Origin of the sequence: Rhodovulum sulfidophilum DSM 1374, assembly GCF_001633165.1 — a bacterium.
Taxonomy (GTDB): Bacteria; Pseudomonadota; Alphaproteobacteria; order Rhodobacterales; family Rhodobacteraceae; genus Rhodovulum; species Rhodovulum sulfidophilum.
This window is the reverse complement of record NZ_CP015418.1, coordinates 2,456,113-2,478,659: the sequence shown is the minus strand read 5'-3', so window position 1 is coordinate 2,478,659 and position 22,547 is coordinate 2,456,113. Positions and strand designations below refer to the sequence as shown.

Below are 22,547 nucleotides of genomic sequence, written 5' to 3'. Positions count from 1 at the left end.
GATCCGCGGGCGGCCCGAGGCGCTCCGGCGCCATGCTGCGCCACCGCAGGTCCGCTCCGAGCCCAGCCTCCCGAATGCAGCGCCATAGGCGAAGGCTGGCTTCGCCCCTCAAACGAGGGTGTTTGCGCAAGAAGCGGGTCGATTGAGCGGCAAGGCTTTGGGGAAGGGATTGAGCTTTGCCGTCACCGGACGCCCACGTGCCCCAGAGACGTATGAGCAGTCCTGATGAAGTCCCGTTTGCACCGGTCGAGACTGCGGAAAACGGCATCATTTCAAGAACGCATAGGGAATATTACGTGTACATACACCCCCGGCAGGCCCTCCGAAGGCAGAGGCCAAAGGTTCGAATCCTTTCGGGTGCGCCAAATAAATCAGATACTTACGCCCCACTTCTCCCCTCATGGATTCGCCTTCGGTGCGGTTTCGGTGCGGATTGAAGCTCAGATGCGGCGATCCATGGCCTCGACCGCGGTCTGCATATGGTCCGGTGCATGGTGCCCATAGACCCGCTGGATCGTCTCGGGGCTGGTCGAGAAATACCCGGCCGCGTCCCAGATCGACGCACCACGTTGAAGCGCCCAGGTGATCGCCGTGTGCTTCAGGACATGCGGCGTGATGTATTTCCGGCCACCCTTGCCGTCGGGCATGGTGAGATCGATCTCGATCCCCTGCCCGGCCGCCAGCTCCTCGGCCAGCCGCACCGCCCGCGCCCAGCCCTTCCGGATGTCGCCGACCCTGTATCCGTCGCAGTCCTGGACCACGAATCGTCGCCCGTTCGCGGCCTGGCGCCGGAGATGCGCGAGATAGCGCGGCGGCAGCCGGGCGGGACGCTGCCGCTTCTTCGTCTCGGCCTTGCCCATCGGCTTGCGGTAGAGGATGCCGTTCACGGTATCGACATGGCCGCCGGAAACGCTGGGCGTGTCGATATGCATGCCGAGGATCGTGTCCTTCCGGCTGCCCGTATAAAGCCCGTGCAGGATGAAGTCGGTGAGGTGCCGACCGTCCCGACGCAGGTTTCTGGCCGCGCGCAGAAGCCAGGCGGCCTCCTGGCGGGTCAGGAACCTCTCGACCGGATCAGGCCGGACAGGAAGAACCACCTTCGGCGCGGTAATGAGATAGCCCTCGCCGTGGCAATAGTTGATGGCGGCCTGCAGGACGTTCAGCTCGCGGCGGATCGTGCCCGGGCTTATCGGGCAAGTGCTGCCGTCCTTGAAGCGTCGCACCCGGCTTTTGGCATAGCGCCGACATGTCCCGCCAGAGACGGCCGACACGGCCAGATCGCGCCAGAATTCATCAAGTGCTTCAATCGCGTAGCCGATGCGCTCTGGCGCGGAAATATGGGCCGCGTGCTCTTCTGCGTAGATCGCAAGGCACATGGACACGCTCAACTCATCTGCGGCAACCGGGCCAGTCGGCCGGTTTTTTCGCTCGATATATGCCGCGAGCTGCGCTTCAGCATCTGCGCGGCAGCGCGCGCCGGTCGAGATTCGGATGCCGCCCGTGTCTCGGATTTCCCAGACGGATTGACCGTCGCTCCTTTCCCGCCAGTAAAGGCGAGCACCTGCGGCTCGACGCGGCATAGTTCGATCAATTCCTCCAGATCGTCGGGATGCAGTCTGACCGCCCGCCCCATGCGGATGGTCTTTCCATGGGTGTCGGCCGCCCGCCGCAGGCTCTCTTTCGGAACCCCGAGTGCGCGCGCCGCTTCCGGGATCGACAGCAGGCGCTCAACCATCGGTCGCGCCTCCGGCCGTCAGCTTCCCCGTTCCCCCGCAGGCCGTACAGTCGGTCTCCGTGTAGCCGTTGTCCCAGTACGGGTGCCAATAGTCGCGAATGAACCCGCTGCCCCGGCAGGTGGGGCAGTTCTGCGGGGCTGCCGGGGCGGCGTCGACGCCTTCCAGTCTGGCGACACGGGTGCGGAGCTCCTCGAGCGCGGCAGTCAGCCCCGCCAGTTCGTCGCAATTGTGCCGGGCAAGGCTCTCGATCTCCTCGATCCGGTCGGGTGCGGTCTCGGCCATCAGGCGGCCTCCTTTCTTGCGTTTTCGCCCCATTGGTCCGCCGCGGCGGCGGCGAGGCCCTCGAAGGTGCGGGATCTGATCTTCCAGCGGTCGGGTCCGGGCGGGGCCCGGTGGACTGCGCTCCAGCGCTTGTGCGCCTCGGTGCCGGGCGCGGGCGGGGTCAGCCGGCTGGTGGGGCTCAGCGGCGCGAGGCCGCGCAGATAGAGCCCCGTCGCCTTGAAAACCGGCTCGCCGAACCACCAGGGCTGCACGATCTGCGGCTTCGGCAGATCGGCCGGCAGCCGCGCGCGCCCGTGGCGGTGCATCACCGGGTTCTCGACCGCGACGCGCGGGATCGGGGCGCGCCAGCAGGCCGAAAACAGCGCGGCCCCCTCGTCGAGCAGCCGCCACATGATCGCGCGGCGGGTGTCCTCGGGCAGATCCGGCCAGGCGGCGCGTTCGTCGGGGCGCGCCTCGGCCGGGGCGTTGGTCGGCGGCACATGCAGCCAGCGGACGCCCGAATTGCAGAGCCGGGTGCAGGGTGGATGCATGACGGCGAGCAGATCCCAGCCCAAGGCCGCGCTCAGGGATCTGAACGATGCCCTCTCCGGTGACGGCAAGGGCGGCAAGGGCTCTGGCGTCGACGAGGTCGAGAGCGGGCTCACCCGGCTGGGCACCAGCGTCAACGCCACAAGCAGCAGCTTCCAGAGCTTCTTCAAGGATATCGTGAAGGGCTCGGGCGATGCGGGCGACGCGGTCTCGGCGCTGGCCGACCGGATGCTGGACGACCTGCTCGACCGCGCGATGAGCCCGCTCTCGGACGCCCTGGGCTCCATGTTCGACGGGCTGTTCTCGGGGCTCTTCGGTGGCCGCGCAAGCGGCGGCGGCGGGACGGTCAAGCCCATCGGGGATCTGATCGGCAAGGTGATGGAGGGCGGGTCGTTTGACGGCGGCGGGCGCACGCCCCTCGGGCCGCGCGCGGGCGGGCTCGACGGCAAGGGCGGGTTCCTGGCCATGCTGCACCCCAATGAAAGCGTGATCGACCATACCCGCGACAGCGGCGGCTTCGGCGGCTTCGGCGCGGTCCGGGGCGGCGACGTCTATGTCAGCGTGCAGGGCTCGAATGCCAGCCCCGAGCAGATCGCGGCCGCCGTGCGGGCGGAAAGCCGACGCCAGGCCTCGGAGATCTACGACCGCCGCAAGCGGATGGCCCGGGCGGGAGGGGCGAGCTGATGGCCTTTCCACCGAAGAGCGTGCGGGTCGCCGCCTTCACCCTGACCCGGATCACCAGCAGCCTGCGGGTGCAGAGCCCCTACAGCTTTGCCCAGACCGCCTATGACTTCATGGGCGGGATGTGGGCGGCCGAACTGACCCTGACCCATGTCTCGGCGGCCGAGAATGCCGCGACCGAAGCCTGGCTGGCGGGCCTGAACGGGATGGCCGGGACCTTCGAGATGGGGCCAGTCGACTACGAAGGCCCCTATGGCAAGATCTCGGCCGATCCTGTCGTCGCGGTCGCGGCCAATGCCCGGGCGCAGGCGCTGGTGCTACAGCTCGCCAGGGCGGGCGACCGGGCGCTGCCGGGCGATTACCTGACCCTCGGCCGCCATCTGCATATCGTGACCGCGGCCGAGGCCCCCACACCGGCCTTCCGGCAGAGCGTCACGCTCTGGCCGCGGCTGCGCCGCCCCGTCGCCCCGGGCGATCCGGTAACGATGCGCGCGCCCTTCGGCACCTGGGCGCTGGCCGGGCCCGAGACCAGCTACAGCGGCAGCCAGTCCCGGATCCGGACACGCATATTGCAAGTCAGAGAGGCGCTGTGATCCCGGGCTCAGCCGGTGATCTCGCGCCGCGCCAGATCGGCCAGGAAGGCCGAGCGGGTCAGCCCGCGCTCTTTCGCCGTCTGGTCGATGGCCGCCAGCAGCCCCGCATCCATGGTGATATTCGCCTTGGCGGTTCGCCCGCTCAGCCGGAAGAACGGCACCGCCAGAAGGAACGCCCCGGCCTCGAGGTCACGGGCCACGTCGCTGTCGGCCCGAACGGCATCGAGGCTGCGCGCCTCGGGCAGGATCTCGTCCTCGAGATGAAGCGCGAGCGCCTCGCTGGCATTGGCCAGAAGATCGTCGAGCGCATCGGCGGCCGAGAAGCAGCCGGGCACGTCGGGGAAATGGATGCCGAAGGCGCTGTCGTCTTCCTGGTGCACGACGCCGATGTAGTGACGCATGGGGCTCTCCCTTCGGTTACAGCCAACCGGCCTGTTTGTAGATGTTGCGGACCGTGCCGATGGGCAGGTCCTTCTTCGGGTGGGGGATCGTCACGATCCTGTCGCCCTTGCGAAACTTGTGGTGCGACCCGGTGACCTTCACCAGCTCGAAGCCGTCTTGCTCGAGACGCTTGACGATCTTGCGGCTGTTGGTCTCCAGCATGTCCACCCCTCACTCAGCATGCGCACATAAATACGCCCAACCGCCGGTTCGCGCAAGGGCGTGGCGCATATAAATACGCATGGAGGCGCTGTGATGGATGCAAGCGGCGACAGGATGCTGGGCCTGCTGGTGCGCTGCCGGTTCGATACCGGCGATCTGGCGATGTTCACCGGGCACGGGACCGTCGACTGGGAGGGCGTGACCTATCTCGGCGCGGGGCAGATGCTCTCGGTCGGCGAGGCGCAGGCGACCTCGGGCGAGGGCATTCCGGGGCTGTCGATCACGCTTTCCGGGCTCGACCCGGAGGTGGTGGCGCTGGCCGAGCTCGAGGAGTTCCAGCGCCGCCGGGTGACGGTGTTCCTGGCGCTGTTCGACGAGACCGGCCAGATCGAGACGGCCGATGTGCTCTTCGACGGGGTCGCCGACACCATGGAGAGCGATGACGGCCCCGACACCGCCACGACGACGCTGGCGCTCGAGCCGCGCAGCATGGCGCTGGGGCGCAAGTTCCCCTTCTATTACCTGCCCGAGGACCAGAAGAAGCGCTTTCCGGGCGATCAGGGCTTCGACCTGGTCCAGGCGATCCAGAACCGCGAAGATACCTGGGGGCGGTCGTGAGGCGCGCGGGCTGGGAGCGGCGCCTGTCGGCGGCGGTGCGGGACTGGGAGGACCGGCCCTTTGCCTGGGGCACGGCCGATTGCCTGGGCTTCTGCCGGGCCGTCGCCCGGAGCATGACCTGGGAAGATCCGATCCCGGGCCTGCCCGCCTATGCCAGCGAGTTTCAGGCGGCCAAGGTGCTGGTGTCCTTGGGCTTCGGCTCCATCGAGGCGCTGGTCGACGCGCATCTGGCGCGGCTGCCGGTCGCGGGCGCGCGGCGCGGCGACTGGGTGATGACCGCCTGCGAGGGCGCGATGCCGGGCGCCATGGGCGTGGTGACGGGGCGCTATGCGCAGCATATGGGCCGGAACGGCCTGGTGCGCCGCCCGGTCCTGACCGCGGAGGCGGCATGGCGTATCGACTGATCCTTCCCGCGCTGCTGATCCTGCTGGCCGGACCCGCCCATGCCATGCCGCCGGTGGTGGCGGCCCTTGGCGTTGCGGCGGGCGGCTGGATGGCCGGGCTGACCGCGACCGCCATCATGGGCCAGGCTGCGCTCGCGGCCGTGCTGACCGGCATCCAGATGGCGATGGCGAAGAAGCCCCAGGCCAAGACCCGCGACGAGATCACCCTCAACCGGATCCAGCCGGTGACGACGGGCCGGATCCTCTATGGCGAGCGCATGCTCGGGGGCTCCATCGTTGCCCGCGCCACCACCGAGGCCGGGGGCAAGCCGCATCGCCGCTATCACTCGATCATGCCGCTGGCCTGCCACGAGATCGACGGCGCGGTCGAGATCTGGCTGGGCGAGACCCTGGTCTGGACCGAGGCGCAATACCGCCGCGATGAAGCCGCGGGCAGCGGCGATCCGTATCATTGGGGCCAGGTCGGAAGCGATTACAAAGGCCGCGTGCGCCTCTGCGTCCACAATGGCGGCGAGGATCAGGCGGCCGAGGCCCGCTATGTCGCGGCCGCCCGCGAATGGACCGAGGCGCATCGGCTGCGCGGCGTGGCCTATGTCTATTTCGAGGCCGATTACGACCGCGACCTCTTCCCCAGCGGCGCGCCCCAGATCCGGGTCAGGTGCCGTGGCAAGCGCGTTTACGATCCGCGCGACGGCCAGGTAAAATACAGCACCAATCCGGCGCTCTGCCTGCGCGATTACATGCTGACGCCGCAGCTCCGGGGCGGGCCGGGCTGGCGCCCCGGGGATCTCGACGAGGACACGATCCTCGCGCTGGCCAACCTGGCCGAGGAACAGGTGCCGCTGGCCTCGGGCAGGACCGAGGACCGCTATGCCTTCAACGGCGTGCTCGAGACCGAGGCCACCGCGGCCGAGAACCTGAACGACCTGTCCTCCTCCTGGGGCGGCTGGTGGACCTGCGAGCGCGGCCGCCTGACCGTCGGGGGCGCGGCCTGGGAAGAGCCCGCCTTCACCGTTACCGAGGACATGCTGGTCGGCGGCATCCAGGTCACCGCGCGCAAGCCCTTCGAGGAGCAGTTCAACACCGTGAAGGCGCAATATGCCGATCCGGAAAACGAGCATGTCGTGACCGACCTGCCGGTGCTGGACAGCGCCACCTATATCGCCGCCGATAATGGCGAGCCGCTGGTGCTCGACATGGGCGAGCTGCCCGGCGAGACCGGCTTTGCCCGCGGCCAGCGGCTGATGAAGCTGGCGCTGCTGAAGGGCCGCCGCCAGAAACAGGTCACGCTGCCCTGTTCGCTTGCCGCCTGGCCGGTCCGGCTCGGCGACAACATCCGGGTGAGCCTGCCGCGCCGGGGCTGGACGGCCAAGACCTTCGAGGTCACCGGCCGCACCGTCCATATCGGCAAGGACGGGGTCCGCGTTACCCTCAGCTGCATCGAGACCGGTCCCGCGATCTTCGACTGGCGGACCTCGGAGGAGATGCCCAAGCCCGCGGGCGGTGTGCCCACCCTGCCCTCGCCGACCGCCAAACCGGTGGTCTCGGCGCCGACCATGACCGAGGAATTGTACGAGACGCGCGGCGGCGGCGGGGTCAAGACCCGGGTGCGGCTGGCGGCCATGACCGACAATCCCTTCGTCGACACCTGGCAATTCGCCTGGCGCCCGGTCTCGGCCGCCGAGCCCACGCTGCGCGGGCTGACCGACACGCCCGAGGACATGATCGACGATGTCGCGCCCGGCCCCTATGCCTTCGGCGTGCGCGGCCGGAACGCGCGCGGCATCTGGTCGGACTGGGCCTGGGCAGGCGCCGCCGCCGTGCAGGGCGAAAACGCCCCGCCTCGCGCCATCACCGGGCTCTCGGTCCAGGCCTCGGGGGGTGCGGTGGCGATGCTGCGCTGGGACCGGCACCCGTCGCTCGACGTGCGCCAGGGCGGCCGGATCGAGTTCCGCCACGCGACCGCGCAGACGGGCGCCAGCTGGCAGAGCTCGACCGGCATCGGCAAATCGGTCTCGGGCGGCGTCACCGAGGCGACCCTGCCGCTCAAATCCGGCACCTATCTCGCGCGCCCCTATGACGCGATGGGCACGCCCGGCCCGGTCTCGGGGATCGCGGTCCGCGCCGCCTCGATCATCCCGACCACGACCGTCGCCACCCTGGCCGAGGCCCCGGGCTTCGCGGGGACCGCCACCGGCTGCAGTGCTGCGGGCGGCGTGCTGGCGATGGCACCGGGCCAGACCCGCGCGCGCTATGCCTTCGCGGGCCGGATCGATCTGGGCGCGGTCCAGCCGGTGCGGCTGATCTCGGATATCGAACTCCTGATCTCGGAGGCCCGGGACCTGTTCTGGCGCCCCTCCGGCACGGCGATGTGGACACCGCCCGATGCCCGGCTCTGGCTCGGATCGACGGATGCCTATGGCGATGTCGACCTGCAGGTCTCGGTCACCGATGACGCCCTAGAAACCGATCCCGACACCGCCCGCTGGGGGCCCTGGCAGAGCTTCGATGCCGCCGATTTCTCGGGCCGGGCCTTCCGCTTCCGCGCGGTCCTGAGCGTCGAGAGCCCCGATTACACCATCGGCATCACGGGCCTGACCGTGACCGCCCTCCAGGCCGCATGAGGATGACATGACCCAAGCCACCTATCTGCTCGACACCGGCCATACCAAGGCCCAGGCCTTCGCCATGCTGCAGGGCGTGCTTTCCGCGATCCAGAGCGGCAATGCGGGCGCGACCCCGCCCGCCGAGACCGCGGCCGGCATGATCTGGGTCGATACCGCCGCCCACGCCCTGAAGATGCGCAACATCGCCAATAATGGCTGGATCACGCTGGGCTCCTTCGCCTCCGGCAGCTTCGTTCCGGCCGGGGTGAACCAGCTGACAGAGGCGCAGGCGAAGGATGCGTTTTCCGACATCTACGGCGCTGTCACGGGACAGATCCTGGCCGCCGCCATCGATGCGCGGGTGAGAGCCACGGGGGCCCCCGTCAACGAGGCCGTCTGGCATCCCCATGATGCGGCGCGGGTGGGCGATGGGGCGACAGGCGTGATCTGGGATCACGCCATGAACGGAAACAGCGGCCAATATATCGAGACCCCCGAGCTTTCCCCCGGTGAGTACGAATACAGGCTTTACCTGATCGATGTGCAAACGAACAGTTCACGCAGCGATATCACTTTGGAAGTCTACATCCCGGACAGATCGGAATGGCGAGATTATGGCACCATTCTTTCAAACACTTATCAGGACAGAGATCGCAGATATACGGTGATTTACGGCTTGAGCGGGCCGTTTTTGACCGAGCGTGGGAAAAGCACGATCGATCAAAGCTACTACAAATACAACAGGGCCCGTATCAATGCGGAATTTTATCTCCGGCATGGCACAGTCGTTCTGGTCAGACGGAAAACCTACTTTCCGCTGGATCTGATGCCGTGATCCCGGCGGCAATCGCGTCGCGCCGGAGCCCGCCATGCAGGAACTGACCACGCAGATCCGGGACTGGTGGGCGGTGATGCTCTCGCTGCTCGGGCTGGCCGTCTGGTCGGTGCGCCTCGAGGCGCGCGCCCGCACCAATACCGCCGCGCTCGACCGCGAGACCGCCCGGCTGGCCGAGGAGATTCGCGCCCTCGAGGCCCGCTGGCAACGGCAGCGCGCCGAGGATCTCGCCGCCCGTCAGCGCGACCGCGAGGAGACCAACGCGCTGCTGCGCGAGCTTCGCGCCGACATCAAGACCGTCCTGCAGCGCGTCCCGCGCTGATCCCCCAGCCACAGGAGATTCCCCATGCACCTCGTGCCCCAGTGGCGCGCGCTGATCCGGCGCGCCTGGTCGATCCGTCTCATCCTGCTCGCGGGCCTGCTCTCGGGCTGTGAGGCCGGGCTCTCGCTCGCCTCTCCCGATCTGCTGGGCATCCCGCGCGGCCTCTTCGCCGGGCTCTCGGCGCTGGTGACCGCGGCTGCCTTCGCCGCCCGGCTGATCGCCCAGAGGATGGAGTGAGCCGATGCGCAGGATCCTGAAACGCGGCGCGGCCGCCACCGCCCTCGCGCTGAGCTTCATCGGCGGCAATGAGGGCCTGAAGACAGAGGCCTATCTCGACATCGTGGGCGTGCCGACCGTCTGCTTCGGCGAAACGCGCGGCGTGGAGATAGGCGACAGCTATACGCCCGCGGAGTGCCGGGCGATGTTCGCCGACCGCCTGGCCGAGGTCGAGACCGGGCTCGACCGGCTGATCGCGGATCCCCTCGAGGACCGGATCCCCGCCCGGAGCTATGTCGCGATCCTCGACTGGGCCTATAATGTGGGCCTCGGCGCGGCGGCACGCTCGACGCTGATCCGCAAGCTCAATGCGGGCGATCTGCGCGGCGCCTGCGACGAGCTCCCGCGCTGGCGTTTTGCCGGGGGCAAGGGTGTGCGGGGGCTCCTTATCCGCCGCAACAAGGCCCGGCAGCTCTGCCATGAGGGGCTCGACGGCGTTCCGGCCAATGTCCCGTTCCGCTGGGACGGCGCATGAGGGCGCTCCTCGCGGCGCTGCTGCTGGCCGGATGCGGCGGGCTGCCCGCGCCGCTTGGCCCCAACCTCGCCGCGAATGTCCAGGCCGGGGCCGAAAACGTGCAGGGCCAGAAGGTCGAGAACGCGCCCAGCATCGTTCGGCCGCGCGCCCGCGAGATCCGCCAGGAGCAGTCCGAGAACCGCCTCCGCGCCGACCGCGTCGAGACCGTCATCGTCAATGTCATCCCGCCCTGGATCGTGCTGGTCGCCCTGATCGGATGGATCGCCCCCTCGCCCGGCGAGATCGCGCGGCGGATCGGCGAAGCGGTCAGAGGGAGTTAATCTGTTGAGCGCTGACGCACGGCCACGCGACGCTTTTGTACACCACAACCGGAAGTCATTCGGAATGATTAGCAAGCTCTCGCTTCACTCCCAGGCGCGCAGAGAACGGGAACTTTCTATCAGAGTGCGGCCGACTCCTCCGATTCATCCCCGCGTGTGCGGGGAACAGCCTCACTCCTTTCCCTGCGCCCGGCGCATCCGCGGTTCATCCCCGCGTGTGCGGGGAACAGGTGGTGAGCCAGACACTGATGTGGTCTTCCGGCGGCTCATCCCCGCGTGTGCGGGGAACAGCCGACCATGGTCCCCAGCCTACGGGCAAGGGGCGGTTCATCCCCGCGTGTGCGGGGAACAGTCGGAGATCCACGCCTCCGGATCGCGGCTGCCCGGTTCATCCCCGCGTGTGCGGGGAACAGTTGACCTCGGCCGCGCTCAGGTCGCCATGGTGCGGTTCATCCCCGCGTGTGCGGGGAACAGTATTCCCACCCGTCCTGCGCGTGCCAGGGTGTCGGTTCATCCCCGCGTGTGCGGGGAACAGGCGCGCATCCGGGCCTCGACCGCCTGCCGCCCCGGTTCATCCCCGCGTGTGCGGGGAACAGAGCTATTTGCCATTTTTTCGCGTCCTTTTCATCGGTTCATCCCCGCGTGTGCGGGGAACAGTCGCCCACCTTCGGCATGTTGGTGACCGGGTACGGTTCATCCCCGCGTGTGCGGGGAACAGGCGCACGCACTAGCCGCTCTCGGGTGGCAGATCGGTTCATCCCCGCGTGTGCGGGGAACAGATGAGCCGGGCTTGGATGGAGGGCGGCAGCGCCGGTTCATCCCCGCGTGTGCGGGGAACAGGGGGCATATCTATTCCCCCGCCTTTCCAATGCCGGTTCATCCCCGCGTGTGCGGGGAACAGCCGGATTGCAGACTGCGGGCGTGGATGGGGCTCGGTTCATCCCCGCGTGTGCGGGGAACAGGAAAGAACGCCCCCGGCCGCAGAGCAATCGGTCGGTTCATCCCCGCGTGTGCGGGGAACAGCAATTGCAGCGGCCATAAGATCAAGCTTTCATCGGTTCATCCCCGCGTGTGCGGGGAACAGCCGTCCAGAGTAACCCCGCCTGTGTAACCCCCCGGTTCATCCCCGCGTGTGCGGGGAACAGGCAATTTCTTGGATCAGAGAAGACCACATAGGCGGTTCATCCCCGCGTGTGCGGGGAACAGGGCATCGACAGCCTGCGCATGTTTGCTGAGCGCGGTTCATCCCCGCGTGTGCGGGGAACAGGCGCCATTGTGAACGCGGAGCCTGACTTTCCCCGGTTCATCCCCGCGTGTGCGGGGAACAGAGTGGCGGCAGACCCCGCGCCACCAGATCGCACGGTTCATCCCCGCGTGTGCGGGGAACAGGCAGATTACGGGACGGCGCTCTGGCGTAACAACGGTTCATCCCCGCGTGTGCGGGGAACAGGAATACCTGGCAGACGCGACCGGGGGTCGGCGCGGTTCATCCCCGCGTGTGCGGGGAACAGTATGTCAGGCTGTCCAGGTTGACGCTCACCAGCGGTTCATCCCCGCGTGTGCGGGGAACAGTCTATGCCCGGCGGCGCCCTCTCGCCACCCCCCGGTTCATCCCCGCGTGTGCGGGGAACAGTCTTTTGTGACGACCCCCATTTTTTGCATCGCCGGTTCATCCCCGCGTGTGCGGGGAACAGTCTTACTGCAAACCGTTGATCTAAAAAATTTTTCACGATGTCAAAGAACCTACCGTCCTCTTCCGCCTATCGGCTTGGTGGCTCGGGGAAGAAACTGACCAATTTCAATCCGTCGAAATCCACCGGCATCCTGCGGTTCTGACCTGCCGTCACAAAGTCGTAGCCCTGATCGGTCGGTGCCTTCCAAACCATGACGGCATCCCCCTTATCAAGCCCGGCCAGAACCTGTTCCCAGATCATCTCGCGCGTCCGGGCCGAATAGTCGCCGACATAAACCCCTGCGCGCACCTCGACCAACCAGGCAGACAGCCTGCCCCGGAGGCGCGGTGGGGCGTTGGAGACGACAACAACCAACATAGACTATCGGTGACCGGCATCGCCCGTCGGCGGCGCATCGGGAAAAGCGGGAGAAACGGCCTCGGGCGGCGGCTCGGGACGAGGAAGGTTTCCGGCCGAGAGAACCTCCTCGATGGCAGGAATGATCCTCTTTAGCAGGCCAGTACGACGAAAGGCGTCACGACAGGCGAGGCGGACGGCCCGGTCCGGCGCCATGTCGAGCCTGCCCTTCCCCGCCTGCCCCGCGATCCGGAAAGCTTCCGGCACAACGGTTTCCAGTTTGTAGAGATCGGCGATGTCATAGACGAAAGAGAGAGGCTTGCCGGTATGCAGGAACCCGATGGCAGGAGCGTAACCTGCGGCCAGCACCGCCGCCTCGGTCAGCCCGTGCAGGCAGGCCGTCGCCGCAGACAGACAACGGTTCGGCACATCGCCTGCTTCCCAATCCTTCGGGTCATAGGATCGGCGCCTCCAGTCGACACCGTATTGTCTGGCCAGGAGAGTATAGGATTCACGGACCCGCACGCCCTCTATACCCCGCAACTGATCGATCGATCGCCGCGACGGTGCCTCTTCTCCGAAACGTAGTGCGAACATCTTTCGGACCACCCGCAGCCTTGCGGCATCGTCGAGCGCGATGGATGCCTGCCACAGCAGCCGGTCCGAGCGCGCCCCTCCCGGTTGCCCGGCGGAATAGAGCCGCACGCCCCCTTCCCCGATCCAGGTGATCAGGGTGCCGACGCGGGCCGCTAGCGCCACCGCGGCGTGAGAGATCCGCGCCCCCGGCTCGAGCATGATCCCCGCCAGCCCGCCAACAGGAATCTGTGTCCGCGTGCCGTCGGCGTTGACGGCAACAAAAGCGCCGTCTGCCACGTCGAGCTGGGCGCGTTCAACGAACACTAGCGAGGATCTGTCCTTGAGAGAAATGGGCCGCGGCGGTGCGAGGCCCGGGAGATTTCCCTCGCTCACGACGCGCGCCGGATCAGCATCAGGCCGCAGCCGAAGGCCTTGGCGCGCCCGAACCCACGGGCAAGCTGCCCGAGGAAAGCTGCTGGATCGCCGATTTCAATCCGGCCCGAAAGATCGACGATCCCGAATTGCGGCTGCCCCTTCCGTGGACCGCGATAGCCCGGCAGCACCTCGGTCGCGTAGTCGTCGGCTTCCGCTCTGATCACCTCAAACCCGGCGGTCTCGCCCTGCCGTTCAAGCCAAGCTTTGCCCTCACGCCCGGCCACGATCATGCGCTCAGCTGCGCGGGCACCTTTCGGCAGTCCGTACAGCGCATCCATCACCACGTCGACACGCTTTCCGCCCCGTTTCATCCGCGTGGCATTGGCGCGCAAGGTAAAGTCGAGCAACGCTCCGGAAGCCAAGGCGGGCGCAAAGTCCTTCACTTGATGCGGCTCAAACAGATCCATCGGCTGAGGCGGTCGTTCCGAGAGCGTGAGAAAGTCGCCGTCGTGATCTTCCCGCCAGAGAAAATCCCGGCGGCGGTCGGGGCCGTCGGCGAAGGCGGCCCAAAGAAGCTTGTGATGGGCCGATCTGCGCGGGCCGCTAGCGGGTGGCGACAACAACCCCGAAAGGGCTTGGGCCGAGGGGCTGCGCGACAGGCGGATGCGGCTGAGATAGAGGGTCATCCAGCGCCTCCGGGAACGATTTCGACGTTACGAACCGTGACGCGGCGGGGCGTGAAATGCCGGTGTCGCCGGTCGCCGGGAACGTCGTGGACGATCTCGCCCTCTTCCGAGCCGCAAACAAGAAGCCTGGCGGCGACGGGTGCGCCACGACGATCCAGCCTGCGCCATGGCGGCAGATCCAGATGGGTCAGCGCCTCCTCTGCCGACACGGTGTCGACCACCTTTGCCCCCGGGGGGGCCGCGAGGGGGCAGGACTTTCGGCCGAGATAGAGGGTGTAACGGGGGCGCCTCAGAGCGGCAGCAATCGCATCGAGTTCCTCTCCCCAGACAGCGATCCCATAAAGTGGCCCGGCACGATAGTCCCGTAGGGTAATGGTCGTGTTGGTACGCCCCCGCGCCGCAGCAAGCGCCTCGGGGCGGGAATTGGGATGCTTCGCCGCAGCCGAGGGCACGGTTTCCACGGTGTGGTAGTCACGCAGGGGCGCGCCCGTATCGAACACGGCAACGGCCAGACCGAGCTCGTCCAACTTCGAGAAGTCGCCGCCGCGCTCGATCCCCATCGCGGCGCCCAGAAGCCCTAGGATCGCGGACCGGCCAGGCCAGATCAGGGAACCGCGCCGCTCATGCCCGGCCAACTCGCCCATAGCGCCCAGCGACGCTGTGATACTGAAGACCAGATAGGGCTGCATCAGGCGTCTCGCACGGCATCACCCGCAAACAGGACGATCTCGTCCAGCGTTCCGCCCACCCCAACATGCATTATGCAATCGGCGTCCCATGCCTGCCCATAAGCCGCATCGATGTCGTCCCGGGTCCGGACCAGCGACGCCACCGAGCTGTCAAGGATCGGTTGCTCCCTGATCGGCGAGAAGAAGGCCCCGGAGAGATCACGTGGCGCCTGCGTCCCCTTTTCGGCCAAAACGTAATGAGCCCGGGGATGATGGGCGAAACTGTTCTGCTTGCCGCGCGGCGAGGTCTGAGCGATCGCACGCGCCAAGGCTTCGGCGCCCTTCGCAGCAAGGTCACGATCACCGTCCAAATTCTCGACCAGAAGATCTGCATTCACGCAAACATACTGGTAATAGACGCCCGACCCGAACGCCGTTTCTCCAAGATGCCCGGCCCCGGTATCCTCGGCTTTGTTCAGGTCATCCACGGCCGAGAACCAGTCTTCCTCGGCCTGGGCCGTATGGGTCGTGATGGCATGGGCGACCTGGACTGCGGCGTCGCGGTTGAAATCGGCATCGGCAGCCAGCATCCGCCCGAACATCGCGATATCGACGGCTCCATCGGCGTGGCGCAGGACCAGTTTTTTCAGATCCTTCTCCTTGGGCATATCTTCACCGGCAACGATCTTGCCCGCGAGGTTCTCGGCCAGCCGCCATTCTTCCGGCGAGACGAACGCAAGGGTCGACGCCACGCGGTTTCCATCAGCCTTGTTCGGCGCTTCCAGCTTACCGAATATCTCTGCCACCTGGGCGGCTGCTTCGGATGCCACATCACCCGGAACACCTTGCGTGTCCAAGTGCTCGACAAGCTTTTCAAAGAGCCGTTTGGTTCGGATGCCCATGTTCCCCTGCAGATCGAGCTCGAAGAACGCGCTCTCGCGCAAGGCACGCTTGACGGATTGTGAAGACATCCGCAGTCGCGGACTGCCCCCCACCATGGCCTGCTTGGGACGTCCCTGATCGTCACGGTTCGGGTTCGAAGGGCCATAGGTCGTCAGCAGATGAAACTGCAGAAACGTGCTCATTTAACGCTCTCCTTGAGGTCGTCCCTGGGGGCGTCGGCCCCAAAGTAATGGAAACACCAGCGCGGCCGGGCCTCCTCCCAATAGAGAAGATCCTGCGCCAGAGCAGCGACGTTGCAGCGACGGTCCGCCATGCCGACAGCACGCCGCAAGAGCGCGATCAACTCATCGCCTTCCGCCCTCATGAGGCGCTGAAACCTGAGCGGTGACATTGTCGGATCGCTCCCGCCCAGCCGTCGGGCAAGTGTCGCGGCATCCTCTTCGCGCACCTCTGCCAGCAGGCATACCAGCCGCACAAGACTGTCCGCCTTTCCAGGCCCCATATGCAATGCCCTAGCCAGTTCCATGACGGCGGGCTCGCACAGCGCAGCCATCGGCGCGGCCCGGCGGAGCCGCGCAGCCAGCGCCCGTGCGGCGGCGCTCTCTCGGGCGCCAAGATTCGCGCGCCACCACCCACGGGCGATTGCCCCTGGGGATTTCGGATCGTCGCTCATGCCGATTTCCTCGTATTACCCCTCACCGGAGGCTCCATGCCGAGATGCTGGAAGAGAGCCTTCCCCTGCTTTCCGTAGCCTGCAAAGCAGCCCGACAAGGTTTTCCGCGCCTCGACAATCTCCCGGATCCGATCGCTTTCCCTTCGATCAAGTCCGGGCATGGCGAGCGCATCGAACTGGCTCAGGGCTTGCCTGCGCAGGTCGTTCAGCCAGTCGGCGCAAGGGCTTCCCCCGGCTTTCACTGTCTGAAGGTGATCGAGGAACATGCCCTCGGTTGCCGCAAAGAATGCCTCTCGTGCAGCCTCCCGGGCGTCGCCTTCTGACAACACGGCTGCAAGCGCGCCGCGCAGCGCCACAGCTGCCGCATCGGCGGCAAGGATCAATCCAACCAGCATGTCTTCGGCCGCAATGGGAAGGTCGAGAAACGGCTGAACCGACAGGACAAAGTCACGCGGCTTCATGTTGTCCATCGCCCAGCCCGCAACGATCACCGAGGCCTCTCCCCCGCGCTGCCCCCAATCGCGAAGCGACAGCGACAACTCACTGTTCTCGCTCCCGGCCTCGCGCGCGATCACCCCAAGCCAGTTGCGATAGCCGAACCGACCGGGACGCGGGTGCTTGGGCAACCATTCCGCACCGGCCTTAAGCCGGTAATATGGGCTCAAGGGATGCTTCCACGACGCGTAGTGCGCCCCCCACGGCTTTTGGATGACGCCCTCGATCCCCGCGCCAGAGCCGACAAGCCGCAGCCGCCGCGGCATGCCAAAAAAGGCCTCAGCCGAAAAGACCTGCCCCTCTGGCGGATGGCTTTTCTGGCCCTTCTCAGACAGGCGGGTGGGTTTCATCCAGGGCAGGATATCGGGATCGGAAGACCTGCCGCAGGGCACATTCGCCCAGACCAGCGACCAGAGCCCATCTCCCGGGTCGACCATAGTCACCAACGGGCCGCCGCCCCGCATCGACGTCCGGTTGCCGGCGCCCCCCGAAGGCGCATGCGCCTGAAAAGTGTAGAGCGCCATGGCGGCCAGCGGCAGATCAAGCATGCCATAACGGTCGCGATGCACCATAAGATCGGCATTGTTCTTCGCCGTATTCGCCCCGGCGCTGTCGATGAAAAGCATATCGACCGGGTTCGGCGTCCCGTCCAAAGGGGCCAGATCCTGCAAGAACCTCGGCCCGTCGCCCAACAGATCGAAGGCCACCGCAAAGCGTGCCAGCTTTTCCTTCAAACGATCCGGATCTGGCGCAAAGCGCCGCTGCCAGTCACCGTTGTTTGCGGGCGGATCGGCCAGAAAAACCAGGCCAATCAGAAGCTCATAGCACGCCAAATTCAAATCGGGACGCGGCCAGTCCGGGCGCAGGATGCCGGGCTCGGCTATTTGCCAGGGAGCAACAACATGTCTTGAGCCATCCTCGCAGAGAACCGGAATCCAAGGGGCTTCGATCAGATTGAGCACTCTTTATAATAGCTCCGTTTCCAGAGAGGTCTGAAACAGACAAGCATCCGGTTCGTCAGCTGTAAATGGGGCTAAATGCCCACCTTGGTGGCTATTTCTCCTAAGATCAGCCCAAGTCTTTCATCGTATCGCAGGCCCGCGCAGATGTGTCCGTCTTCCGCAACGGGGCATAAGCGCTGCTCGGCACGCTTCCAGTCCGGCCAATCCCGTGTAATCGCCATGATCTCCGGAGCGGACTGATCCGGAAGAGGCAGTGCGTCGAGGCGAGAGCGGCGCGCCGAAACCTCGGACAGCGCCCAACCTTCGAACATGTCGACCGCCCATGGAAAAAGCCTGCCATCTTCCCAGCGGGCCAAGACCAGAACGCGTTGCTCCTCTCCGAGCCGCGTCGGATAAATGGCATCGTCATTGGCCTGCCCGCCCATGCGATAGCCCGCCGCCAGTTCGACGATATTCTGCGCCGCATGTCCACGAGCCGCAGCCCCCTTCCCCTCCGCCACGGATTCTGCGTCGCTCAACACATCGGGGGCAGGAATGGTCTCCTCCCCATGCACCGCCTCGATGAGCGTTCGCAGACCGGAAGGCGCCTCTATCCGCCCCGCGTCAAACAAGACCTTCGCCGTGCGCCACTGATCGGCGACAGGATAAACATAGGCCCCCCGGTCGAGAACGGATTGCAACCAGCGGTCGCTGGTGACTTCCCCGGGATCGGGGGACAAGACATGCAGAATCGGGGCTGGAACCGGGCGCGCAGCCCCAGGCCGGACATCCATATGTCGCCACAGCCGTCCAGCCCGCTGAACCAACGCAGCCATCGGGGCCAGATCGGATACCATTACGTCGAAATCGAGATCGAGCGAGGCCTCGAGAACCTGCGTTCCGACAAGAACGAACCCAGAGCGGTCGACGCCCGCCTTGCCAACCCGTGCCAGGATCTCAGCCTCTATCCGCTTGCGGTCAGAAAGCGCAAAGCGCGCATGTAACAAGCGGGCTTCGATGCCCCTCGATCGCAGCAACTCTACGGCCGAAATGGCATCGTCCACCGCATTGCGCACCCAGACACAGGCGCTTCCCCGACCGGCATGTTCGGCCAAAATCGCGACAGCATCATCTTGATTGGCCAGCCGCACGACTTGCACCGCTCCCTTAGGGCCCGTCGCCTGTGGCAGGTCGGTCCTAGCGACACCTCCCGCGACCGTCAGCGCCGGATAGGCAGGACTGTCCGAGAGCCCTCCATAGATCGACAGAAGCCGCGCCCTTTGCTTCATTGGAAGGGTGGCCGTCAGCAAGATCGCAGATCCGCCGACCGCGCGATGCATACGCAAAAGAGCCTCCAGCTCGGCACCGATATACGGCTCGCCCAACTCATGCACCTCATCCACAATGAGGATCTTCGAAGACAGCCCGAAATGGCGCAGGGCCTGAAACTTTACGGGCAAAACCGAAAGGAGCGCCTGGTCGATGGTCCCAACCCCCACATCGGCAAGCAATGCCCGTCGTCGGCTTTCGGCAAGCCAGTCCGAGCAGGTGGCGTCATCTTCGCTGCGGGCAGTCGAATTCACGATGTCACGGAAGGCAACGGACAACCCTGCCCGACCATGGGCCAGCGTGAGCGACGCGTCCTCGCCAAACAATTTCCCCACGACATCTGCCGCACGCCGAAACATCGCATCCGCCGTTGCCATGGTCGGCAGGGCGACAAACATTCCCCGCCCCTTGCCCGCCAGGAGCATTCTCTGCGCCAGCAGGAGTGCCGCTTCGGTCTTCCCGGCGCCGGTCTCATCCTCGATCACAGCCAGCATCGGGCCCTCGATCATCGGAACATCGGCACAGGCGGTCTGCATCGGACGCAACGCGAAGTCGAACAACCGCTCGTTCTTCGTCAGCGCGCCGGACAGACCTGCCCCGCACACCGCGTCGACCGCAACTCTGCGCGTTCCGTCTAGGTATTCCTCGAGACTGGTAACCTCCGCCTTGGGCTGGAACCAACTTGTATTCGATCCGACCCAGTCGGCAGCGGTGCAAATTCCTGACAACCACCAAGACAACGTGACGGCGTGATCTTCCGTCACTTCATCAAGTGAAGCGTCCGGCCAGAGCTCGCAAAACCGCGAAAGGGTCGTGGCGGCATCGGCCTGTGCGCTACCGATTGCTGCAAGAGCAAGCCGGTAGTCGCGGGGACGCCGACCTGGATAGCCAAGGCCGCCCAGATCGAGCTTGGAAGGGCGACCATGATGCCCCGAAACAGATGCATATAGCAACTGACGAACCCACGGGGTGCCGCCCAGATGCTCGGCCAGAAAAGGATCGAATTCGTAAAGCAGCACCTCGGTCAATTGCCAGTGGCGGAACCTTTGAGGCGCCCGTTCTTCGAGCATGCACCGAAAACTGTCGCTGATCTTGCCAAGATCGTGCAGAGCCGAGAGCAGGACCAGAGCATCGCGAAGTCTATTGTTCACCCCGAAAGGTTCGATCAGACGTTCAAAAACTGCAGCCACGTCAAGCATATGATAAGCTGCGGGATGTGGCTTCGAACCGCTTATCGAAGCGCTCTTTCCCGGCCAATCAAGGATGCCCATGATCATCCTTACAAAACATACTGAGCATTATTCGTGACGCGTATTAGTGCATATTTGCCCATCGTTCCACCCAAGCACCGCGCCGAACCTCTTCCTGCGTCTACTTTGGAAAGCTCCGGTGCGGTTTCGGTGCGGTTTGCGTCAAATGACACGGCGCGAAATGGATACAAATAAAGAACATTTGAGGAATTTAACACGAATATTCGCGCTCCCCCTGCCCTCCGAAGGCAGAGGCCAAAGGTTCGAATCCTTTCGGGTGCGCCAAATAAATCAGATACTTACAGAAGTTTCGCGGCGCTGTCCGTTTCGAGAAGTCCCGCTCCAGTCCCAGACAGGGGGTTTCGGGCCTCATTTCCTGCGGTCCATCGCCTCGACGGCACTCCTCTGGTGGTCGGGGCTGTGATGCCAGTAGACGCGCTCGATGGTTTCCAGAGATGTCGAAAAGTATGAGGCAACGTCAGGAAGAAACGCGCCGCGCTGCACCGCCCAGGTGATCGCCGTGTGCTTCAGGACATGCGGCGTGATGTATTTCCGGCCGCCCTTGCCGTCGGGCATGGTGAGATCGATCTCGATCCCCTGCCCGGCCGCCAGCTCCTCGGCCAGCCGTACCGCCCGCGCCCAGCCCTTCCGGATGTCGCCAACCCTGTGTCCATCGCAGTCCTGGACCACGAATCGTCGCCCGTTCGCGGCCTGGCGCCGGAGATGCGCGAGATAGCGCGGCGGCAGCCGGGCGGGACGCTGCCGCTTCTTCGTCTCGGCCTTGCCCATCGGCTTGCGGTAGAGGATGCCGCGGACGGTGTCGACATGGCCGCCGGAAACGCTGGGCGTGTCGATATGCATGCCGAGGATCGTGTCCTTCCGGCTGCCCGTATAGAGGCCGTGCAGGATGAAATCGGCAAGATGGCGTCCATCTCTGCGGAGATTGCGTGCGGCGCGGATCAGCCAGGCGGCCTCCTGGCGGGTCAGGAACCTCTCGACCGGATCAGGCCGGGGCGGCAACGTGACCTTGGGTGCGGTGATCAGATAGCCTTCGCCATGGCAGTGATTGATGGCCGCCTGCAGGACGTTCAGCTCGCGGCGGATCGTGCCGGGACTGACGGGAGCGGTGCGTCCATCGCGGAACCTGCGCTGGCGGGTTGCCGCATAGCGGCGGCACATCGCGCCGGTGACCGAAGACACGGGCAGATCGCGCCAGAATTCATCCAGCGCCTCGATGGCGTAGCCGATACGTTCGGGCGCGGCGACGAAGGCCGCGTGCTCTTCGGCGTAGATGGAGAGACAGAGGGAAATGCTCAGTTCGTCCGGGTTTACGGGACCGGTCGGACGGCTCTTGCGCTCGATATAGGCCGCGAGCTGAGCTTCAGCCTCTTCGCGACATCTCGTACCGGTCGAGAGACGGATCCCTCCGGCATCGCGGATCTCCCAATAAGGTTTCTGTCCTGACTTCTCTCTCCAATACAGGCGGGCACCTTCGGGACGACGCGGCATAGTTCGATCAATTCCTCCAGATCGTCGGGATGCAGTCTGACCGCCCGCCCCATGCGGATGGTCTTTCCATGGGTGTCGGCCGCCCGCCGCAGGCTCTCTTTCGGAACCCCGAGTGCGCGCGCCGCTTCCGGGATCGACAGCAGGCGCTCAACCATCGGTCGCGCCTCTGGCCGTCAGCTTCCCCGTTCCCCCGCAGGCCGTACAGTCGGTCTCCGTGTAGCCGTTGTCCCAATACGGGTGCCAATAGTCGCGAATGAACCCGCTGCCCCGGCAGGTGGGGCAGTTCTGCGGGGCTGCCGGAACGGCGTCGGCGCCTTCCAGTTTGGCAACACGGGTGCGGAGCTCCTCGAGCGCGGCGGTCAGCCCCGCCAGCTCGTCGCAATTGTGCCGGGCAAGGCTCTCGATCTCCTCGATCCGGTCGGGTGCAGTCTCGGCCATCAGGCGGCCTCCTTTCTTGCGTTTTCGCCCCATTGGTCCGCCGCAGCGGCAGCGAGGCCCTCGAAGGTGCGGGATCTGATCTTCCAGCGGTCGGGTCCGGGCGGGGCCCGGTGGACCGCGCTCCAGCGCTTGTGCGCCTCGGTGCCGGGCGCGGGCGGGGTCAGCCGGTTGGTGGCGCTCAGCGGCGCGAGGCCGCGCAGATAGAGCCCCGTGGCCTTGAAGAAGGGCTCGCCGAACCACCATGGCTGGACGATCTGCGGTTTGGGCAGGTCGCCGGGCAGGCGGGCGCGGCCATGCGGGTGCATCACCGGGTTCTCGACCGCGACGCGCGGGATCGGAGCGCGCCAGCAGGCCGAGAACAGCGCGGCGCCCTCGTCAAGCAGGCGCCACATGAT

At 66.0% G+C, this 22,547-nt stretch carries 26 protein-coding genes, 1 pseudogene and 1 CRISPR repeat array; of the genes and pseudogenes, 10 read left to right on the top strand and 17 right to left on the bottom strand.

The genetic code is table 11. From position 1 onward, the window contains the following. Positions 1–440 precede the first annotated feature (440 nt). The 4 genes from A6W98_RS11725 to A6W98_RS11715 are packed head-to-tail and all read right to left on the bottom strand — an operon-like array spanning position 441 to position 2,548. Entirely contained in the window at positions 441–1,376 is a 936-nt protein-coding gene (locus tag A6W98_RS11725) for a tyrosine-type recombinase/integrase (RefSeq protein WP_231098444.1), read from the bottom strand. 8 nt (positions 1,377–1,384) lie between these two features. Continuing rightward, complete coding sequence (locus tag A6W98_RS21980; protein ID WP_231098270.1) at positions 1,385–1,735, bottom strand: helix-turn-helix domain-containing protein; 351 nt, start codon at positions 1,733–1,735, stop codon at positions 1,385–1,387. Beyond that, complete coding sequence (locus A6W98_RS11720) at positions 1,728–2,018, bottom strand: zinc finger-like domain-containing protein (RefSeq protein ID WP_042461688.1); 291 nt, start codon at positions 2,016–2,018, stop codon at positions 1,728–1,730. The genes A6W98_RS21980 and A6W98_RS11720 overlap by 8 nt, the downstream gene beginning before the upstream one ends. Continuing rightward, complete coding sequence (locus tag A6W98_RS11715; RefSeq protein WP_414478766.1) at positions 2,018–2,548, bottom strand: hypothetical protein; 531 nt, start codon at positions 2,546–2,548, stop codon at positions 2,018–2,020. The genes A6W98_RS11720 and A6W98_RS11715 overlap by 1 nt, the downstream gene beginning before the upstream one ends. Between A6W98_RS11715 and A6W98_RS11710 the strand changes: the two genes are divergently transcribed. Together A6W98_RS11710 and A6W98_RS11705 are read left to right on the top strand one after the other, a co-directional pair. After that, positions 2,547–3,230, top strand: coding sequence for a hypothetical protein (locus A6W98_RS11710; RefSeq protein ID WP_052678017.1), 684 nt, complete (start codon positions 2,547–2,549; stop codon positions 3,228–3,230). The genes A6W98_RS11715 and A6W98_RS11710 overlap by 2 nt on opposite strands. Continuing rightward, positions 3,230–3,820 (top strand): hypothetical protein, encoded by a 591-nt coding sequence (locus A6W98_RS11705; RefSeq protein WP_063490917.1) that lies wholly within the window; start codon positions 3,230–3,232, stop codon positions 3,818–3,820. Before A6W98_RS11710 ends, A6W98_RS11705 begins: the two co-directional genes overlap by 1 nt. 8 nt (positions 3,821–3,828) lie before the next feature. On the opposite strand, the gene A6W98_RS11700 is transcribed toward A6W98_RS11705, so the two are convergent. Together A6W98_RS11700 and A6W98_RS11695 are read right to left on the bottom strand one after the other, a co-directional pair. Further along, positions 3,829–4,221 (bottom strand): type II toxin-antitoxin system HicB family antitoxin, encoded by a 393-nt coding sequence (locus A6W98_RS11700; protein WP_042461682.1) that lies wholly within the window; start codon positions 4,219–4,221, stop codon positions 3,829–3,831. 16 nt (positions 4,222–4,237) lie between these two features. Further along, positions 4,238–4,423 (bottom strand): type II toxin-antitoxin system HicA family toxin, encoded by a 186-nt coding sequence (locus tag A6W98_RS11695; RefSeq protein ID WP_211138697.1) that lies wholly within the window; start codon positions 4,421–4,423, stop codon positions 4,238–4,240. Between the two features lie 93 nt (positions 4,424–4,516). On the opposite strand from A6W98_RS11695, the gene A6W98_RS11690 reads away from it, so the two are divergent. The 8 genes from A6W98_RS11690 to A6W98_RS11655 are packed head-to-tail and all read left to right on the top strand — an operon-like array spanning position 4,517 to position 10,279. Continuing rightward, positions 4,517–5,041, top strand: a complete 525-nt coding sequence (locus A6W98_RS11690) for a hypothetical protein (protein ID WP_042461680.1) — start codon at positions 4,517–4,519, stop codon at positions 5,039–5,041. Next, positions 5,038–5,445, top strand: a complete 408-nt coding sequence (locus A6W98_RS11685; protein WP_042461678.1) for a DUF6950 family protein — start codon at positions 5,038–5,040, stop codon at positions 5,443–5,445. Before A6W98_RS11690 ends, A6W98_RS11685 begins: the two co-directional genes overlap by 4 nt. Next, positions 5,430–8,069 carry a phage tail protein gene (locus A6W98_RS11680; protein ID WP_063490916.1) on the top strand — a complete coding sequence of 880 codons (2,640 nt, stop codon included), beginning with the start codon at positions 5,430–5,432 and terminating at the stop codon, positions 8,067–8,069. The genes A6W98_RS11685 and A6W98_RS11680 overlap by 16 nt, the downstream gene beginning before the upstream one ends. Positions 8,070–8,076: 7 nt before the next feature. Next, positions 8,077–8,886, top strand: coding sequence for a hypothetical protein (locus A6W98_RS11675; RefSeq protein WP_042462587.1), 810 nt, complete (start codon positions 8,077–8,079; stop codon positions 8,884–8,886). Positions 8,887–8,920: 34 nt separating this feature from the next. After that, positions 8,921–9,208 carry a hypothetical protein gene (locus tag A6W98_RS11670; RefSeq protein WP_042461673.1) on the top strand — a complete coding sequence of 96 codons (288 nt, stop codon included), beginning with the start codon at positions 8,921–8,923 and terminating at the stop codon, positions 9,206–9,208. A gap of 24 nt (positions 9,209–9,232) precedes the next feature. Next, positions 9,233–9,445 (top strand): DUF7940 domain-containing protein, encoded by a 213-nt coding sequence (locus tag A6W98_RS11665; RefSeq protein ID WP_042461671.1) that lies wholly within the window; start codon positions 9,233–9,235, stop codon positions 9,443–9,445. 4 nt (positions 9,446–9,449) lie between these two features. Then, the gene (locus A6W98_RS11660; protein WP_042461669.1) at positions 9,450–9,959 is read left to right on the top strand and encodes a lysozyme; all 510 of its coding nucleotides are present in this window, start codon (positions 9,450–9,452) and stop codon (positions 9,957–9,959) included. After that, complete coding sequence (locus tag A6W98_RS11655; RefSeq protein WP_042461667.1) at positions 9,956–10,279, top strand: bacteriophage spanin2 family protein; 324 nt, start codon at positions 9,956–9,958, stop codon at positions 10,277–10,279. Before A6W98_RS11660 ends, A6W98_RS11655 begins: the two co-directional genes overlap by 4 nt. 140 nt (positions 10,280–10,419) lie before the next feature. Next, positions 10,420–11,973: direct repeats of the CRISPR family, unit length 29 nt; unit sequence CGGTTCATCCCCGCGTGTGCGGGGAACAG. A gap of 66 nt (positions 11,974–12,039) precedes the next feature. On the opposite strand, the gene cas2e is transcribed toward A6W98_RS11655, so the two are convergent. From cas2e to A6W98_RS11600, 11 genes and pseudogenes are all read right to left on the bottom strand, one after another. After that, positions 12,040–12,330, bottom strand: a complete 291-nt coding sequence (gene cas2e / locus A6W98_RS11650) for a type I-E CRISPR-associated endoribonuclease Cas2e (RefSeq protein ID WP_042461665.1) — start codon at positions 12,328–12,330, stop codon at positions 12,040–12,042. 3 nt (positions 12,331–12,333) lie between these two features. Then, positions 12,334–13,278 (bottom strand): type I-E CRISPR-associated endonuclease Cas1e, encoded by a 945-nt coding sequence (gene cas1e / locus A6W98_RS11645; protein ID WP_042461663.1) that lies wholly within the window; start codon positions 13,276–13,278, stop codon positions 12,334–12,336. Continuing rightward, positions 13,275–13,946, bottom strand: coding sequence for a type I-E CRISPR-associated protein Cas6/Cse3/CasE (cas6e, locus tag A6W98_RS11640; RefSeq protein WP_042461660.1), 672 nt, complete (start codon positions 13,944–13,946; stop codon positions 13,275–13,277). Before cas6e ends, cas1e begins: the two co-directional genes overlap by 4 nt. Next, positions 13,943–14,635: a type I-E CRISPR-associated protein Cas5/CasD gene (gene cas5e, locus A6W98_RS11635; protein WP_052678016.1), complete on the bottom strand. Its 693-nt coding sequence runs from the start codon at positions 14,633–14,635 to the stop codon at positions 13,943–13,945. The genes cas6e and cas5e overlap by 4 nt, the downstream gene beginning before the upstream one ends. After that, positions 14,635–15,699, bottom strand: coding sequence for a type I-E CRISPR-associated protein Cas7/Cse4/CasC (gene cas7e, locus A6W98_RS11630; protein ID WP_042461659.1), 1,065 nt, complete (start codon positions 15,697–15,699; stop codon positions 14,635–14,637). The genes cas5e and cas7e overlap by 1 nt, the downstream gene beginning before the upstream one ends. Then, positions 15,696–16,190 carry a type I-E CRISPR-associated protein Cse2/CasB gene (casB, locus tag A6W98_RS11625; RefSeq protein ID WP_042461657.1) on the bottom strand — a complete coding sequence of 165 codons (495 nt, stop codon included), beginning with the start codon at positions 16,188–16,190 and terminating at the stop codon, positions 15,696–15,698. Before casB ends, cas7e begins: the two co-directional genes overlap by 4 nt. Then, on the bottom strand, positions 16,187–17,647 hold the full coding sequence (casA, locus tag A6W98_RS11620) for a type I-E CRISPR-associated protein Cse1/CasA (RefSeq protein WP_081251909.1): 1,461 nt from the start codon (positions 17,645–17,647) through the stop codon (positions 16,187–16,189). Before casA ends, casB begins: the two co-directional genes overlap by 4 nt. A gap of 71 nt (positions 17,648–17,718) precedes the next feature. Then, positions 17,719–20,226, bottom strand: coding sequence for a CRISPR-associated helicase/endonuclease Cas3 (locus A6W98_RS11615; protein WP_042461652.1), 2,508 nt, complete (start codon positions 20,224–20,226; stop codon positions 17,719–17,721). 348 nt (positions 20,227–20,574) lie between these two features. Then, on the bottom strand, positions 20,575–21,714 hold the full coding sequence (locus A6W98_RS11610; RefSeq protein ID WP_063490915.1) for a tyrosine-type recombinase/integrase: 1,140 nt from the start codon (positions 21,712–21,714) through the stop codon (positions 20,575–20,577). 147 nt (positions 21,715–21,861) lie between these two features. Beyond that, positions 21,862–22,152 carry a zinc finger-like domain-containing protein gene (locus A6W98_RS11605; protein WP_042461650.1) on the bottom strand — a complete coding sequence of 97 codons (291 nt, stop codon included), beginning with the start codon at positions 22,150–22,152 and terminating at the stop codon, positions 21,862–21,864. Continuing rightward, positions 22,152–22,541: pseudogene (locus A6W98_RS11600) on the bottom strand (hypothetical protein); the annotation flags it as partial. The pseudogene A6W98_RS11600 and the gene A6W98_RS11605, both read right to left, overlap by 1 nt. Between the last annotated feature and the right edge of the window lie 6 nt (positions 22,542–22,547).

Excerpts from the sequence above, each read along its gene's own strand:
- A6W98_RS11665 (WP_042461671.1), top strand. The coding sequence starts at position 9,233 with ATGCACCTCGTGCCCCAGTGGCGCGCGCTGATCCGGCGCGCCTGGTCG.
- A6W98_RS11660 (WP_042461669.1), top strand. The coding sequence starts at position 9,450 with ATGCGCAGGATCCTGAAACGCGGCGCGGCCGCCACCGCCCTCGCGCTG.
- A6W98_RS11710 (WP_052678017.1), top strand. The coding sequence starts at position 2,547 with ATGACGGCGAGCAGATCCCAGCCCAAGGCCGCGCTCAGGGATCTGAAC.
- A6W98_RS11715 (WP_414478766.1), bottom strand. The coding sequence starts at position 2,548 with ATGCATCCACCCTGCACCCGGCTCTGCAATTCGGGCGTCCGCTGGCTG.
- A6W98_RS11680 (WP_063490916.1), top strand. The coding sequence starts at position 5,430 with ATGGCGTATCGACTGATCCTTCCCGCGCTGCTGATCCTGCTGGCCGGA.
- cas2e (WP_042461665.1), bottom strand. The coding sequence starts at position 12,330 with ATGTTGGTTGTTGTCGTCTCCAACGCCCCACCGCGCCTCCGGGGCAGG.
- cas6e (WP_042461660.1), bottom strand. The coding sequence starts at position 13,946 with ATGACCCTCTATCTCAGCCGCATCCGCCTGTCGCGCAGCCCCTCGGCC.
- A6W98_RS11695 (WP_211138697.1), bottom strand. The coding sequence starts at position 4,423 with ATGCTGGAGACCAACAGCCGCAAGATCGTCAAGCGTCTCGAGCAAGAC.
- A6W98_RS11700 (WP_042461682.1), bottom strand. The coding sequence starts at position 4,221 with ATGCGTCACTACATCGGCGTCGTGCACCAGGAAGACGACAGCGCCTTC.
- A6W98_RS11615 (WP_042461652.1), bottom strand. The coding sequence starts at position 20,226 with ATGGGCATCCTTGATTGGCCGGGAAAGAGCGCTTCGATAAGCGGTTCG.
- cas7e (WP_042461659.1), bottom strand. The coding sequence starts at position 15,699 with ATGAGCACGTTTCTGCAGTTTCATCTGCTGACGACCTATGGCCCTTCG.
- A6W98_RS11605 (WP_042461650.1), bottom strand. The coding sequence starts at position 22,152 with ATGGCCGAGACTGCACCCGACCGGATCGAGGAGATCGAGAGCCTTGCC.
- A6W98_RS11670 (WP_042461673.1), top strand. The coding sequence starts at position 8,921 with ATGCAGGAACTGACCACGCAGATCCGGGACTGGTGGGCGGTGATGCTC.
- A6W98_RS21980 (WP_231098270.1), bottom strand. The coding sequence starts at position 1,735 with ATGGTTGAGCGCCTGCTGTCGATCCCGGAAGCGGCGCGCGCACTCGGG.
- casB (WP_042461657.1), bottom strand. The coding sequence starts at position 16,190 with ATGAGCGACGATCCGAAATCCCCAGGGGCAATCGCCCGTGGGTGGTGG.
- A6W98_RS11725 (WP_231098444.1), bottom strand. The coding sequence starts at position 1,376 with ATGTGCCTTGCGATCTACGCAGAAGAGCACGCGGCCCATATTTCCGCG.
- A6W98_RS11675 (WP_042462587.1), top strand. The coding sequence starts at position 8,077 with ATGACCCAAGCCACCTATCTGCTCGACACCGGCCATACCAAGGCCCAG.
- A6W98_RS11705 (WP_063490917.1), top strand. The coding sequence starts at position 3,230 with ATGGCCTTTCCACCGAAGAGCGTGCGGGTCGCCGCCTTCACCCTGACC.
- A6W98_RS11690 (WP_042461680.1), top strand. The coding sequence starts at position 4,517 with ATGGATGCAAGCGGCGACAGGATGCTGGGCCTGCTGGTGCGCTGCCGG.
- cas5e (WP_052678016.1), bottom strand. The coding sequence starts at position 14,635 with ATGCAGCCCTATCTGGTCTTCAGTATCACAGCGTCGCTGGGCGCTATG.
- A6W98_RS11720 (WP_042461688.1), bottom strand. The coding sequence starts at position 2,018 with ATGGCCGAGACCGCACCCGACCGGATCGAGGAGATCGAGAGCCTTGCC.
- A6W98_RS11655 (WP_042461667.1), top strand. The coding sequence starts at position 9,956 with ATGAGGGCGCTCCTCGCGGCGCTGCTGCTGGCCGGATGCGGCGGGCTG.
- A6W98_RS11610 (WP_063490915.1), bottom strand. The coding sequence starts at position 21,714 with ATGCCGCGTCGTCCCGAAGGTGCCCGCCTGTATTGGAGAGAGAAGTCA.